Origin of the sequence: Rhodobacter sp. NSM (genome assembly GCF_052244495.1) — a bacterium.
GTDB lineage: Bacteria > Pseudomonadota > Alphaproteobacteria > Rhodobacterales > Rhodobacteraceae > Cereibacter_A.
Window position 1 is genome coordinate 83,305 of the sequence record NZ_JBQPXH010000010.1, and the last position, 14,243, is coordinate 97,547.

10 protein-coding genes are annotated in these 14,243 nt (G+C 69.6%); 3 read left to right on the plus strand and 7 right to left on the minus strand.

Annotation, left to right across the window (positions count from 1 at the left end; genetic code table 11):
- Window positions 1–88: 88 nt before the first annotated feature.
- Window positions 89–901 carry a methyltransferase, TIGR04325 family gene (locus ACTVZP_RS17185; protein ID WP_443213392.1) on the minus strand — a complete coding sequence of 271 codons (813 nt, stop codon included), beginning with the start codon at window positions 899–901 and terminating at the stop codon, window positions 89–91.
- A complete protein-coding gene (locus ACTVZP_RS17190; protein ID WP_443213393.1) occupies window positions 898–2,415 on the minus strand; it encodes an oligosaccharide flippase family protein in 1,518 nt (505 codons plus the stop codon). The genes ACTVZP_RS17185 and ACTVZP_RS17190 overlap by 4 nt, the downstream gene beginning before the upstream one ends.
- 291 nt (window positions 2,416–2,706) lie before the next feature.
- On the opposite strand from ACTVZP_RS17190, the gene ACTVZP_RS17195 reads away from it, so the two are divergent.
- The gene (locus ACTVZP_RS17195; protein ID WP_443213394.1) at window positions 2,707–3,663 is read left to right on the plus strand and encodes a glycosyltransferase family 2 protein; all 957 of its coding nucleotides are present in this window, start codon (window positions 2,707–2,709) and stop codon (window positions 3,661–3,663) included.
- Between the two features lie 56 nt (window positions 3,664–3,719).
- Here the strand turns inward: ACTVZP_RS17195 and ACTVZP_RS17200 are convergent, their stop codons facing one another.
- On the minus strand, window positions 3,720–4,529 hold the full coding sequence (locus ACTVZP_RS17200) for a methyltransferase domain-containing protein (RefSeq protein ID WP_443213395.1): 810 nt from the start codon (window positions 4,527–4,529) through the stop codon (window positions 3,720–3,722).
- A gap of 500 nt (window positions 4,530–5,029) precedes the next feature.
- Between ACTVZP_RS17200 and ACTVZP_RS17205 the strand changes: the two genes are divergently transcribed.
- Together ACTVZP_RS17205 and ACTVZP_RS17210 are read left to right on the plus strand one after the other, a co-directional pair.
- Window positions 5,030–6,448: a hypothetical protein gene (locus ACTVZP_RS17205; RefSeq protein WP_443213396.1), complete on the plus strand. Its 1,419-nt coding sequence runs from the start codon at window positions 5,030–5,032 to the stop codon at window positions 6,446–6,448.
- A gap of 354 nt (window positions 6,449–6,802) precedes the next feature.
- Complete coding sequence (locus ACTVZP_RS17210; RefSeq protein WP_443213397.1) at window positions 6,803–7,951, plus strand: polysaccharide pyruvyl transferase family protein; 1,149 nt, start codon at window positions 6,803–6,805, stop codon at window positions 7,949–7,951.
- A gap of 21 nt (window positions 7,952–7,972) precedes the next feature.
- On the opposite strand, the gene ACTVZP_RS17215 is transcribed toward ACTVZP_RS17210, so the two are convergent.
- The 4 genes from ACTVZP_RS17215 to ACTVZP_RS17230 all read right to left on the minus strand — a co-directional run.
- Window positions 7,973–9,433 (minus strand): FAD-dependent oxidoreductase, encoded by a 1,461-nt coding sequence (locus ACTVZP_RS17215; protein ID WP_443213398.1) that lies wholly within the window; start codon window positions 9,431–9,433, stop codon window positions 7,973–7,975.
- 326 nt (window positions 9,434–9,759) lie between these two features.
- Window positions 9,760–11,775 carry a hypothetical protein gene (locus ACTVZP_RS17220; RefSeq protein ID WP_443213399.1) on the minus strand — a complete coding sequence of 672 codons (2,016 nt, stop codon included), beginning with the start codon at window positions 11,773–11,775 and terminating at the stop codon, window positions 9,760–9,762.
- Complete coding sequence (locus ACTVZP_RS17225) at window positions 11,772–13,061, minus strand: glycosyltransferase family 4 protein (protein WP_443213400.1); 1,290 nt, start codon at window positions 13,059–13,061, stop codon at window positions 11,772–11,774. Before ACTVZP_RS17225 ends, ACTVZP_RS17220 begins: the two co-directional genes overlap by 4 nt.
- A gap of 951 nt (window positions 13,062–14,012) precedes the next feature.
- Window positions 14,013–14,243: hypothetical protein (locus tag ACTVZP_RS17230; protein WP_443213401.1), on the minus strand; the 231-nt coding region annotated here is incomplete at its 5' end.

The window sequence follows — 14,243 nt, forward strand, 5'->3', positions numbered from 1 at the left end:
TAATCAGTTCCCTTTACGGCAGCTACTCGCTTTCCGGAAGAATAATCGGCTCGTCGCCGGAAGCCTTAATTCTGCCGATCCGAAAATCTTACCCTACGGCTTTAGGGGGGTGCGAACTCAGCGCGAACCCCCGACTGATGCTCGTCCCCAGACCCGGATGGGTAGCGATCCGATGGCCAAGTCCGGGAATCACCCATTCGTCCATGAGGTGGAGATTCATCCCCTCCAGTTCCTGCTTGAATTGGTCGTAGTTGCGGATGCGGTAGGGAACGCGGGTCGGACCGATCCGTTCGAGCGTGACCACTTCGGGCCCCTCCCGCGTGGCCACCTTGTTCAGCAGGATGGTCGAGGGGCGCTGCGCGAGCCTGTCCACCAGGTCAGCAAGGGGCTGTTCGAGATACTGCAGGAGCCCCGAGGCCAGCAGCACATCGGGGGCCGGGCAGGTCGAGGGATCCTCGTGGAACTGCACGGAGGCCGGCAGGTGGCCCTCGGCCTGCAGCCTGCGGCCGCGCCGCACGATGGCGGGCAGGTCCAGCACCGCCCAGGTGATGCCGGACAGGCACAGGAACCGACCGAAGGTGGTACGCTTGGTCGCGAGATGGCCGCCGGCATCCAGCACGGTCATGCCGGGAACCAGCACCCGGTCGAGCCAGAACAGCACCGGGTAGTCCCACAGATGCACCTGTCTCATCGCATCGAGGGAAACCTCGGTTGCGGCCTCGTGGTCGTAGCCCGCCAGCTGTCCGGGCGGCACGGCGGCCAGCGCCTCGGCCACGCTTCCATAGGCGCCCGCGAAGCGCGGCGGCCGGGGGCCGTACTGGCGCAGCCGGCCGATCATGGCGCGGGCGGGCAGCCCCGCACCGTTCAGTCCGTTCCGGGCGATCGAGGTCAGCCGGATCATGATGCCACCCTCACGCGGCGCAGAAGCAGGGTCGCGGCCTGCCGCGCCGCGCCGGGATAGGCGAGGGCGAGGCCCAAGGCATAGATCGCAAGCACCGGGAAAGCGACCGCGACGAGGCGCAGGAGCGGCGGCAGCGCTTCGACCGCGGGCTGCATCCGCAGCAGCAGCAGCAGCGCCACCCCCGCGCCGAGGGCGGGCAAGGCGCGGAAGGCGCCGGGCAGGATCCCGCGCCAGTCCAGCCCCGCATGGCGCTGCTGCAGCCAGATGCTGGTGGCGAGCGCGATGGCCGCCGCCAGGGCCTGCCCGAGCGCCACCGCCATGATGCCGAAGGGCCCGGTGACAAGCGCCATCCCGATGGCCACGCCCGCGTTGAACAGGGACACCCGCGGGATCCGCCGGACCTCGCCCGCCAGCGAAAGCAGCGGCTCGGAGGCATAGGTCGGCAGCAGCAGGCACTGCGACAGGGCCACGATCAGGATCACCGGCGCAGCAGGGGCCCATTCGGGGCCAAGAAGACCGGTGACGAGGGTCCGGGCCTCGAGCGCGATCCAGACGAAGACCGGCACCGCCAGGACGAGGAGGGCGGGGAAGAAGACCGCCGCCTCTTCCTGGAAGCCGCGGCCGGAGCCGTGACGGGTGCGGGCGCTGCGGAACATGCTCCAGGCGATGATGCGGGCCGTCTCGCTCATGACCTCGGCTAAGGCGCCGACCAGCCGTTGCGCCAGCCGGAAGAAGCCGACGCTGGCGGGCCCAAGGAAGCCCCCAATGACGAAGGTCGCGGCATAGATCCGGATGGTCGAGATCGTCCGGGCGGCGAGGATGTTGCCCGAGAAGCGCATCAGCTGCCCCAGCACCTCGCGCTTCATCCCCAGCCGGGGGCGGGTGCGCAGGATGCGGACAGCCAGCGCGAGCTGGACGCTCTGCTGGACGACCCGCCCGTAGGCCATGGCGAAGATACCGTGGCCCTCGAGCAGCGCCCAGACCGAGACGACGAAGCCCGCGGCCTCGCCCAGCATCAGCGCCGCGGCCGAGGCGGCCAGCCTCTCCTGGTGCAGCATCATCCCGTTGTGCGCGGTCCAGGTCGTGGCGAGGCAGATCCACAGGCTGAAGAGCATCCCGAGCCGGCCCGCATCGCCGAGCCCGGGCCAGGCCTGCACCGCCAGCGAGAGGCCCAGCCCCGCGCTTCCCACGACAAGCCCCGAGAGGATGGCCACGGCGAGCACCTGTCCCGGCACCTCGTCGTCGCCGGTCCAGCTCATCACGAATTCGGCCCAGCCCGCCTCGGCCATGCGCAGCGCGATGAGCGCGATCGCCGAGACGAGGGCGAAGACACCGAACTGGGCCGGTCCCATGACATGGGCGGCCAGAAGGAAGATGGCGAGCTGGGAGGCCTGCGAGAGCACGCGGGCCATCGTGGTGAGTATCCCGGCCTTCACGATGCTGGGACGCCGTCTCCCTGGACCGGGCGCGTCCTCACTGGGATCAATGGTCAAAAGAAAATCTCCAGCGGTCACGGGCCGCCTGCTTCCGCAATGAAACGAATCGTCCTATCGGCCCCGATGGTCGGCCAAGGGCGGAAGCCTGTCCATCTCACCGGAAGGCGTGACCATGACCGGCAGGTGCAGTCCCGTCCCGCCCACTGCCCCTTCCGGCCGATGGCCTTCCGGTCCGGAGGCGGGCCGATCCGGACGCGGGGCGCGAAGAAACCTGTTGCTCCGGGCCGCGGCGCGGGCATTATCGGAGCCGGTGTGATCCGGCAGTTCTTGCCAGGAAGCGGCCGTTCCGGCCGCGTCGGATCCATGACCATGACCCAAGACACGATCGACACGAACCTCGGCACCCTGCGGTGCGATTCCCTGTCCGGCAGGGGTCCGGAAGCCTGCGTCCCGCCCGCGGGAATCGTCGTCGCCATCGCCACGACCGGCCGGCCCGAGGTGCTCCTGCCGACGCTCGCCGCCGCCGGTTCGGGCCAGAGCCGGCCGCCGGATCGGATCCTGGTCTGCGTCGCGGAGAGCACGGACCTGCGGCTGGCTCCCGGCCTCGGCGAGGTCGAGTTCCTGACCGCGCCGAAGGGGCTGACGCGGCAGAGGAACGCCATCCTCGACCAGGTCCGGCCCGGCGAGATCGTGCTGTTCATCGACGACGACTTCGTGCTGGCTCCCGATTGCCTGGAGAGGCTGGAGGCCGGTTTCCGCTACCACCCCGAGGTGGTGATGATGACGGGCCGGGTGCTGGCCGACGGGATCTGCGGGCCGGGCCTCGGGCACGCGCAGGCGGCGGACCTGATCGCCGCCGCCGGCCCCGCCCCCGCGGAGCGCCTGACCGAGGTCTACAACGGCTATGGCTGCAACATGGCCTTCCGCGCCGGACCGGTTCTGGCGGGGCTGCGCTTCGACGAGCGGCTGCCGCTCTATGGCTGGCTCGAGGACGTGGACTTCTCGCGCCGCCTGGCCCCCTTCGGCCGGATCGTGCGGAACGAGGCAATGCGCGGCGTGCATCTGGGCGTGAAATCAGGACGGACTAGCGGCCTCCGGCTAGGTTATTCGCAGGTCGCCAATCCCGTTCATCTGATCGGCAAGCGCAGCATGAGCCCACGCCGGGCGCTGAGGATGCTGCTGCGCAACCTGGTCGCGAACGGCCTGAAATCCGTCCGGCCCGAGCCTTGGACCGACCGGCGGGGCAGGCTGCGCGGCAACATGATTGCGCTCGGCGACTTCCTGCGCGGCCGGATACGGCCCGAGCGGGCGCTGGACCTGCCCTGAACGACGGCCCTAAGCGGCGGCGGCTCCCGGGGCGCGACCCCTGGGAGGGCGCGCCTTCAGGCCCCGGACGGGCGCAGCACGGTGCGCCGGATCCTGCGGGCCAGCGGCTTCAGGGCCTCAGGCACCATGCCTCGCGCGGTCCGCGTCAGGGCGGCTGGCAACGTGGTCCGGCGCACCGCATTGAGGAAGAGGTCGGGGTGGACGCAGTCCATGAAGGCCAGGTTGCGGATCGGCATATGGGCATGGGCGGCGAGGAGATCCATGACCGGCGACTGTGCCTTCACGTAGAGGAAGGTGTTCTGCTGATACCAGTAGTCGATCTCGGGATCGCCCCAGAGCAACGGGCGGAAGAGGTCGAAGGGGCGGTAGCCCTGCTTCATGAAGAGGCCCCCCCAGTAGCTCGGGCGCTGTTCGTTCAGGTGGTCCGTGCCGCCCTGCGCGGTGAAGGCCGCCCCGAACATCACCACGTCCGACAGCCCGGTCAGCGAGGCCACGAAGGTCGCCGCCGAGGTCGGCTCCAGATGCTCGGCCACTTCGAGCGAAATGGCGAGGTCGAACCGCTCGCCGTCGGGCAGACCGAACGGGCGGTTCAGGTCCACGGCCCGGAAGTCGATGGCAGGATCGACCATGTTGTCGGGGGTGTTCCAGGGGCCGTCGAGCCCGAGGGTGCGCTCGGCCCCGGTCTCGCGGAAGGCCTTGAGCCAGGTACCGCGGCCGCAGCCCAGATCCACCACGCTGCGGGGCGCGAGGATCGGGGACAGGATGCCGGCGTATTTCCGGCCGCTGCGATAGGAATTGTCCAGGTAGAACCGGTAGAAGTAATCGTCGTAGCGATCGGAAGGATCCGGCTGGAAGGAATGGTTCATGCTCGGCTCCGTGATGGGAATGACATGCTCAAATAAACCCGGTGCTGAACTGACGGCGTTGGTACCTGCAGGCGGGGGCACGGGGCCGCCCCGTCAGATCGCCGGACATTCGAAAGACGGGCAGGAGCCCGGAGGAAAAGCGGTTTCGGAAACGGCAGGCACGGCATCCGGTCACCTTATGCCCCGACAGGAGGACGGGAGGCAGATCGATGTTACGCAGTCGCCACCTTGGTGCAAGCGACCTCCTCCGACGTGCCGCAGCCGCAATTCTGCGGTGCCTACTTCGAAGGGAGAATTGGAGCATCGTCTTTCCCGCCGAATTGATCGGACGGATTGGTGGAAACGGAAGTCCTCGTCCTTCGGATTGATCGGCTCTTCCGGAAAGAAGGAGAGCGCCTGCACATTTCGGCCGAAGGTGCGCAAGGCGCGGCCCGAGGATTTCATCTGCCCAACGGGATGCTTCGTGCTATGCTGCACTGCCACCCAATCCGATTGCGTTCATGATATTTTATCCCCTTTCCCTTGCCGTTCTGGGGATCTGGCTGGTCCTGATCCTGCGCAGGCTCGACGACGGGTTCACCATGGCCATCGCCCTGCTGCCCTTCGGCATGTTCGCGGCCATCGCCCTGCCGGCTGTGGGCGGGCTTTCGGTGATCGCGAGCAGCCTCGTGGCGGCGCTGACCGGCGGCCTCGTCATCGTGGCGAGCCTTCTGGGCCGGGGGGCGCCGGTGCTGACGGCCCCGACGATCGTGCTGGGGATCTATGCCGCCTATGCGGCCTTCTCCGCCGTCGTGCTCGTCCGGCTCTTCTCCGGCCAGTTCGAGGTCTTCACCCTGGCCCGCAGCGTGCAGGGCGTGCGGATCAATCCCTTCTTCGCGAGCGTGCCGGTGCCGCTGCGGCCGGGATCGTCCAACATCTCGCAGACCTTCTACATCCTGCTCAGCTTCCTGGCCTTCCTCACCTTCAAGGATTCGCTGCGCCGCCGGGGCGTGGCCTGGGGCGACCGGGCGCTGGCCATCGCCGGCACGCTGAACATCACCCTCGCGCTGATGGACATGGCGAAGCTCGATCCAATCCTCGAGCAGGTCCGCACCGCGAAATACGCGCTCGCCAACGAGCAGAGCATGGGCGGCTTCGCTCGCATCATCGGCGGCTATTCCGAACCTGCGGCCTTCGGCGGCGCCTCGGCCGCCTTCTTCGCCTATTTCATGGCCGCCTTCTTCGCGAGCCGGCGGGGCCGCGACCTGGTGCTCGGGGTGGGCAACGGGCTCTGCACCATCGCCGCGCTTTCGGCCACCGGGTTCTTCGCGATGGGCATGGCGGGGATGCTGATCTTCTTCACCGCGCTTCCAGCGATCCTGCGGCCCCAGAGGCGCCTGGTGGTGATCGGTTCCATCGTGGGGGTCTGCCTGTTCGTCTCGGGCATCTGCCTGCTGCTGGCCTTCACGCCCCTGCCGGACGTGGCCGGCAGCCTGTTCGAGCGGATCTTCCTCGCCAAGGCCGACAGTTCCTCCGGCATCGAGCGCAAGGCCTGGGCGATGTCCGGCTTCACCGCCTTCCTCGAGACCTGGGGGCTGGGGGCGGGGGCCGGCTCGCTCCGGTCGAACGGGCTGATCGCGGTCCTTCTGGGCAGCGTCGGGCTGCCGGGAACGCTGGCGCTCGCAGCCTTCCTGTGGCTTTCGGTCGGCCGGTCCTGGCGGGGCGCGGAGGCGGGCACCTATCAGGCCGCGCGGGCCGGTGTCGTCGCGCTGCTCGCCGGATCCGCCCTCAGCGGGACATCCCCGGACCCGGGCCTGCTGATGATCGTCTTCTGCGCCATCGCCTGCGCCATCCGCGAGCATCAGGAGGTGCCGGCCCCCGCCCGCGCCGGGGCGCCTGCGCCGCGCGAAGGCCGGGCGGGCCTCGGCCGGACGGCCTGAGCCCCTGGATGGGGGCCCGACGGCAGAAGGCCCGGCAGGGGACAAGACGCGGGCGGGGCAGGATTGCCCGTCCCGCCCGTCCCGAAGCCCCCGAGGCTGGCCCCGCGGCCAGCCCCAGTGAAATCCGTCGCCGCATCCGGCCCGCGGGACGCAGGCGACGCCAGCCCCTTGCAAGGTGACCCCATGGCCTTGATGACCGGACCCCTCTTCAAGCGACCGCGCCTCCTCGCCTTGGCCAGGGGATGGGGCGCGCTGCTGCGCCGGGCGGGATCCGGACCCGCACCGGCGGGCGGGGACCAGCGGCCCCTGGCCGGGGCAGGTCCAGGCCGCGCGCCCCGGATCCGGTGCTTCAATGTGCGGTTCAGTCCCAACCTCGGCGACGGGCTGCTCGCGGAATGCCTCGAGCATCGGCTGGTGGAACTGGGCGCGGGTGACGGGACGCGCTCGATCGACCTTGCGGCACGGACGGGCCATGGCCGCGCCCTGCCGGCGCGGGGCGCGCTGCTCGCGATCCTCGCGGCCCTGCCCGGACCGGTCCGGCGCGTGGCGATCCGGGCTCCGCTGGCGCTGCTGACCTGGAAGAGCTGGCGCCCGCATTACCGGGCGGGGCTCGAGGGGGCCGATGCCGTGGTGATCGGCGGCGGCAACCTGCTGGCAGATCTCGACCTGAACTTCCCCACCAAGCTCGCGCTCGCGCTGGAGGAAGCCTGCCGGCGCAACCTCCCTGTGGCGATCCACGCCTGCGGCATGTCGCGCGGCTGGTCGGCCGCGGGGCTTCGCATGGTCGGGTGCGCGCTGGCGCGGACGGATCTGCGGGCGGTCTTTCTGCGGGACGAGGCATCCTGTGCAGCCTGGAACGAGCTTCTCGCCCCTCAGGCGGGGCGGACGGCCGAAGTAGTCCGCGACCCCGGCCTGATGGCCTCCCGCGTCTTTCCGCAGCCCGCCCGCCTGACCGGGGTCCGTCCGGTGGCGGGCATCGGGATCACCAGCGCGGTGGCGATCCGCTATCACTCCGACCGGGCCCCCGACGAGGACAGGCTGGAGCGGTGGTTCCTGGACCTGGCGCGGGAGCTGGCCGAGGCCGGCCACGAGGTCCGCGCCTTCACCAACGGCAGCCCCGAGGACCGCGCCTGCCTCAACCGGGTGGCGCCCCGCCTCGAGGCTCTGGGCGGCCGCATTCTGTCGCCGGAGACGCCGGCCGATCTCTGCTCGGTCATTGCCGGGCTCGACGTGCTGGTGGCCTTCCGGCTGCACGCCATCATCGCCGCCCATTCCTTCGGCGTGCCCACGCTCGGCCTCTGCTGGGATCCCAAGCTCGATGCCTTCATGGCCTCGGTCGAACGCGGGGACTTCCTCCTCGACATCACGTCGGCCACGCCCGCCGAGGCCCTGCGGCTGATGACCCGCGCCCGGCAGGAGGGCCTGCCACCGGGCGAGCCCGAAGGCATCGTGGCGGAAGCGGCGGCGGATGTCGCGCGGCTCTACGCGGCCTTCCACCCCTGACCGCGGGCGGCGGCGGCGCTGTCAGGCCGCGCCGGCCTGCCGCAGGGCGGGACTGTGGGACAGTTCCTCCTGCACGCGGCGGATCACCAGCGACGAGACCGGCAGGTATTCGAAGCGGCCCTGCCGGCCGACCGAGACGATGCCCAGCCTCTCGATCCTCTCGATCAGGCGGCGGGCTGTCTCGACGTCGCCGACCCGGTAGAGCGGATAAGCGGCCTCGATCACGTCGTGACCTTCCAGCGTCACGCCGCGGGCGAGGCCGAGCCCCTCCACATGATCCCTGAAGTCGCAGAAGGCCTCGGCCGGATCGGCCGCGGCACCGGGCGGCAGCGTGACCTCCACCGACAGGAACTCGCGCGCGGTCTGCTGGTCGCGATAGAGGCGGGAATGGATCGTGGCCCGCTTCCAGCGGCCCGAAGCGTGGAAATTGAACAGGACGTTGCCGGCGCCGGGATCGAGCCGCTCGGCCGAGACGAAGAGCGAGAGCAGGTCGATGCTGGCAAGACCCGAGCCGGTGGCGAACAGGGCCCTGTGCAGCGTGTCGAGCGGGATGGCGCTGACCAGCGCGGCGGCCTGGTGGCGCCCCCCGGTCGTGGTGACGACGAAGCCCTCCGGCACCCGCTCGACCTGCAGCAGCCGTTCCTGAAGCCGGAAGCGGACCGAGGCCGCCTCCAGTGCCGCGCGGATCGGATCGAAGAGCAGGGAGGTGCCCGCGGAGGGACGGATGCGGAAGGGCCAGCGCGGGGCGGTCGTCGGCAGGGGGCGGGCGGCGGTGCGCCAGGCGGTCGCCAGCACGGCCCGCAGGCGGGTCGAGCGTTCGACGTGGGACATGCGCCTGAAAAAGAATTCCTCGTCGATCTCCGAGGCCGGGCAGTGGTGGAAGCGCGCGATGTAGCTGGCAAGGCCCGTGTCACGGTAGGAGCTGCGCCCGAGCCGTGTCCGGCAGATGGTCTCGAGCGTTCCGTCCTGGCGCCGGAGGGTCTGGCTGGCCAGCAGGTCCGCCGCGGCCCGGATCTTGCGCCCTAGGGGCCAGTCCCGGATCTCGCGCAGGGACAGCGGATACTGGAGCAGCCGCCCCTCCGGCCCGATCCGGCGCTCCATCCGCCACACGGGAGGGCAGAGGTCCCGGACCCCGGGCGAGAGCGAGAAGAGCGCGGCATTCTCCTCGTAGAAGATGCTGCCGAGGTCGAAGGTATAGGGGCCGATCTGGTGCGAGCGATGCGCGCCGCCGCAGGAGGGCGCCTGATCGATGACGGTGACCGACAGGCCCGCCGCCGACAGGGTTCGCGCCGCGGCGAGGCCCGCCACTCCCGCGCCCAGCACGATCACGCTGTCCGGCGCCGTCCCGTGCCGGTCCCGCGCCGGATGCCGGCCCTTTCGTCGTTCCTCCTCCTCGTCGCCGCCATCCCTGCCGGAGGAAACGATTGTCGGTGCGGGTTCCACGGGGCCGGCCGGCGCGAAATCCTCGAACGGGGCGGTCATGATCTTACTCCGACGGAAGCGGTGACGGGGCGGAGGCAGGAGCAAGGCCGGTAAAGGTCGGCTTCGCAAGCCGCAGGCAGGGCAGGGGGAATGCGCTCATGAATGACCTCCGGAAAATCCTCTGTGACCGATGAAAACCGAAATGAAGAATACCTTCAAAAAGCGGAAGAGGCCCGTGCCTTCCGCGTCCTGCTCTCTTGGATCTGGAAAAGGATCCCCGCTGCGATTCCTGGGGAAGGCGTGCTTGCAATCTGTGACTCGATTAAAGGTAGAACGGTCGGGGCAGTCAATGGGGCAGTCGGCAAAGGGCGTGGCGGACCTGCGCTTCAGATCGCCGATAGGAAGACATCCTCCACCTCGACCGCATCCTCGTAGCCGGACAGGTCGAACATGAGGGCGACGTGCTCCCACCCCTCGGGCATCCGGCCGTCCGTCGCGGCCGAGGGATGGGTATCCATGGTAGAGGCGCTGAACCTCGTCCATTCCGAGGAGAGCTCGACGGTCCAGTTGCTGCCGATGGGGACGCGCTTCTCGCCCCGCACCGCCTCGATCCGGGCCAGCACCCGGCCGGGCCGGTCCCCGCGGATCCTGAAGGCGGCGCCGATCTCGACCCCCGGCCGCGCCAGGCCGCAGAGCCAGACGAACCGGTAGCTTGGTCCGGCCTTGAAGCCGTTCCGGTCGAGGGGATGGCGCTGGAAGGTGCCGGTGCGGCTGTCGCTCGTGCGGCTGTCGATCGGCAGCGGGCCGAGCAGGTTTCGGCCGGGATCGAACTGCACGATGGGCGCGACGTGACGGGGACGGCTGCCGCGCAGGCGCTCGGTGTCGAGCCGCCCTGGGCCGCTGGCCAGGGCCCCGCTCCGGGTGCGGAGATTGTAGACCGTCACGTCGCGCATCGCCGCCGTGGCCTCACGCGACCGCAGGCGGAAGATGACGTCGCACTGGTTGCCCTCGTCGAAGCCCGCGCCGGTAACGAGGAAGGTCCCCCCGCTCATTGTCACGCAGCCGCGCGACAGGTCGAACAGCGGCCGCTCAGGCTGCTTGGGCCGGTTGATCTCCAGATGGCAGCCCTGCAGCGTCAGCGTGCCCGATCCCGACATGATCTGGTCGACGAAATTGACCGACGTGCCGTCGAGGTAGACTTCCGCGCCCTGGTTGAGCAGCGCGATCCTCGCCCCGCCGATGATGCTGCCGTAGAAGGAGAACAGCTCGCCTGCATCCTCCGACCCGCCGAGGAAGTGCATCCCGATCTCCGAGAGGCAGCGCAGCCCGTAACCCCGCACCAGATAGGAGCGGTGCGAGAAGATCATCCCGGTGTGGAAGCCCTGGATGGTCACGCCCTGCATGTCGAGGCGCGAGGACCGGCCCACGGCCTTCGTCTCGAACCGCAGCCCGTGCAGCAGCGTCCCTTCGCCGGGGCCCGCAAATTCGACCCCCTCGATCCACTTGTGCCCATATTGCGGACTGTCGGCGGTCGACTGGACCAGCACGCATTCGCGCCAGCCCTGCCACTCTACCTCCAGCCGCTCGAGGCGCAGCTTCGCATCGCTTTCCAGCGTCAGGACCGCGGCGGATTCCCCACCCTCGACCTCGAAACTGTAGCGGCCCGGGGCGGTTACGGCGGTGCCGCCGAGGGAACGGCCATCCAGCCCGGCCAGCATCACCTTCAGGAAGGGAACGGGGCTCGTTCCGGTCAGCTGGGAGACCGCGAAGGAAACCCGGTAGCGGCCGGACTCGGGCAGGCCGAGGGGCCGCTCCAGCAGGTCCCGCCGGCCATCCTCATGGAGCAGCGCCTTGCCCTCCGTGCTCCAGTTGTCGTCCGGCCAGAGCGTGTCGATCGTCACGACCGGCGGACGGACCTCGGGCGGCATCATGGACGAGAAGTCGAGCACCGCGCCCACGCCCCGCAGGGCCATGCGGGTCGGGTCGAGGACCAGACGCGACCGGCACAGGTAGCGCTGCGAGCCCAGATCGAGGACGAAGGGGCCATCCGAGGACGCGAAATCCAGCGCACGCTGGATCGCGAGGGCGTCGTCGCCATGGTCCGAGGTCTCGACGAACCAGTGCGGCCGCACCACCCCCGGCGCCTCCTCGCGCCGCCAGTCCTGCCCGCCCGGGCCGGGGAAGCGCAGCACCCCGTCGGGCTTGCGCGGGTCGGCCGGCCCGGCCGTGAACCAGCCCTGTCCCTCGACCCAGACCGGAGAGCGCTCGGCCGGAAGGTCCCGCAGGTCCGCGAGCGCGACCCGCAGGCTGTCCTGCGTCCCGGCGGATGCAGGCCCGCCCGCCACGCCCGCCGCTCCGGCAAGGAGGGCAAGTCCACCCACCATCTCGCGCCGCGTCGTCATTCCAGGGCCTCCTTGACCGGGGTGGCAGGCATGTCCTCCGCGCTCGGCCGGCGGAAGGAAGCAGGCTCGAGGCTCCGTGCCAGCAGCCGGCGATAGAGCCGATCATGCGCCGAGACCCATTTGGCAAGGCCGGGGGCCAGCCCCGGCCCCCTCTCGCGGGCCGCTGCGGCGAGACGGGCCACGAGGTCGTCGTCCCGCAGGACGCGTCCGAGCGCCGCGGTCAGCGTCTCGACGTCGCCCGCGCGGAAGGTCACCGCCGCCCCCGCCTCCGCCAGCTGGCGGGCGGGCAGGATGGAGTCCGAAACGACTAGGGGCAGGCCGGTCGCCACGCATTCGAAGGCCGAGAGGCAGAAGGGCTCGGGGCTCTGGGTCGCCACCACGGCCGCCCGCGCCCCGTTCAGGAAGCGCCCGATCTCCTCGCGCGACATCCAGCCGTGATAGGCGTGCTCGGGGTAGAGCCTCCGCAGCTCGTCGAGACTGTCGCCCATGCCGATGAAATCGATGACGAGGCCCAGCCGGCGCCCGGCCTCGGCGAGTTCGAACACCCCCTTCAGCCGCTGGACCTGGCCGATCTGCACGAGACGCCGGCTGCGCTCGGGTGCGGGGACGGGCGCGCCAAACGGCTCGACCGGGTTGCTGATCGCCGTGAGGTGGTCGGGCCGGATGGCGCTGCCGATCCGGGGGCGCATCGCCTCGTTGATCATCACGAACTGTGCCCCGCACCGGAAGGGGGCGAGGCGGTTCCACAGCACCGCCTGACGTGCCGAGCGCCACAGCTTGTGGCTGTAGCTGCGCTTGTCACACTGGGTCGCAAGGCAGGCCGCCGAGAGCGGCCGCCGGTCGCAGACCCGGGCGCGCGGGTAGTCGAGGAAGGCCCCGTTGGGACAGGCGAGGAAGAAGTCATGCACGTGGATCGCGCAGCGGCGGGCGACGGGGACCAGCGCATCGAAGACCGCGGGCGTCAGGATGTTCGACCAGTTGTGCAGGTGATAGACCGTTCCGGGCGTGTCGTGACGGGCGATCCACTCGGCGATCCGATGCCGGGCGGCGGCATTGTAGAGCCCCTTCAGGGCTGCGGCGCGCGGCGCTTGGATCAGGGCCCGCCCCCCCAGCGCCACCATGTCAATCCCCTCTCCCAAGTCGGGATTGCCGCCGTCGCCGGCCAGGAAGGTGACGGCCAGCCCCCGCGCCTGCATGGACCGGGCGAGGGTGGTGGCGAGATAGGTGGCACCTCCCCTCACCACGGAGGCATCGTTCAGGATGACCAGTCGATCAGGCAACCGCATGCAGCATTCCCTTCATCCCGCGGCTCGAAATCCTCGGGGGCCATGTCCCCCGCCCGGGCAGCCTTCGAATGCATCGCGCCATCTGAAGAACCTGTGGAATATGGATCGAAATGAACGCAGGCAGAAATCGCTTGCCGGAAAGGGGCGGCCATCCGGATCCGGGACCGTCCCGACCTGGAACGATCAGATGTTACGCCCTCCCCAACGGTGCGCAATTGGCCTCGATCGAGGTCCCTCCGCCGCAAAAGTGGGAAGCCATCGCCAAAAAGAGGGATGTCTCGCCGACCGGGCAAAGCCTTCGGCCCAAGCTTCATCCGGGAGGAGGATGCGCCGTTCATCACGACGGCGGCGGGCGATCCCGATCCGGTTCGTCCGGTCGTCGGGGGGCGGCGGATTGCCTTCCGGATGGACCGGGGGGATGATCATGCTGCCCGCGGGACGGCATCGACGGGCCGCGTCGGGAGTGGGGTCCGCCGCGGGCGAGCCTGCAGCGGCGACCACGTCTCCGCAGAAATTGGACCGCCCCTCCGCAAAAAACCGGACCAAGAGTCGGAATTACCTTTTTGACTTTAATGCATTACCAGAGGGGAAAAGAAGAGAAAGAAAGAGAAAGGAATAGAAAGCCGCTCAGCGGCGCAGCGCAGCTGTGGGCGTGCGAACGACCAAAGACGTGAATGAAAAGCAGGGATGCAGGCCGCCAGTCGTCCCGGTAGCGCATTGAGAAACGCCGGCGCGAACATTTCCTTCATCCGCGGATTTTGCGTGGGAGCACAGGAGCGGCCGGCGCACCGCCACAGGCAGACTTGCAACTTGAGAGGCATGTCTGCGCTGTCCCGCCTCTCGCGACCAGGATGCACACGAGGATCGGTGCGATGCCTCACTTTCTCGATGACATGCTGTCGGACGAAGGAACGCCGTTTCCGTCCTGAAGCGACCGGAACCAATTGAAGTTCATCGGAAGGATGCGCTCGCTCGCCGCTTGTGACCGCTGCGAAAGAAATTGAAGTATCCGGTGGAGGAGCAACAAGATAGTGTCCCACCGTCCGGTCGGCTCGCCAGGGCAGCGCCCGTCCCTGTCGTCAGGCCGCCCTCCCGCGGGTCGGGCGTGCGCAGCGTGACGATGGCGCCATGATGCCCCGGCCCGAGCCGCCAGATGTGAAGGTCGGTGATCCGCAGCACCGC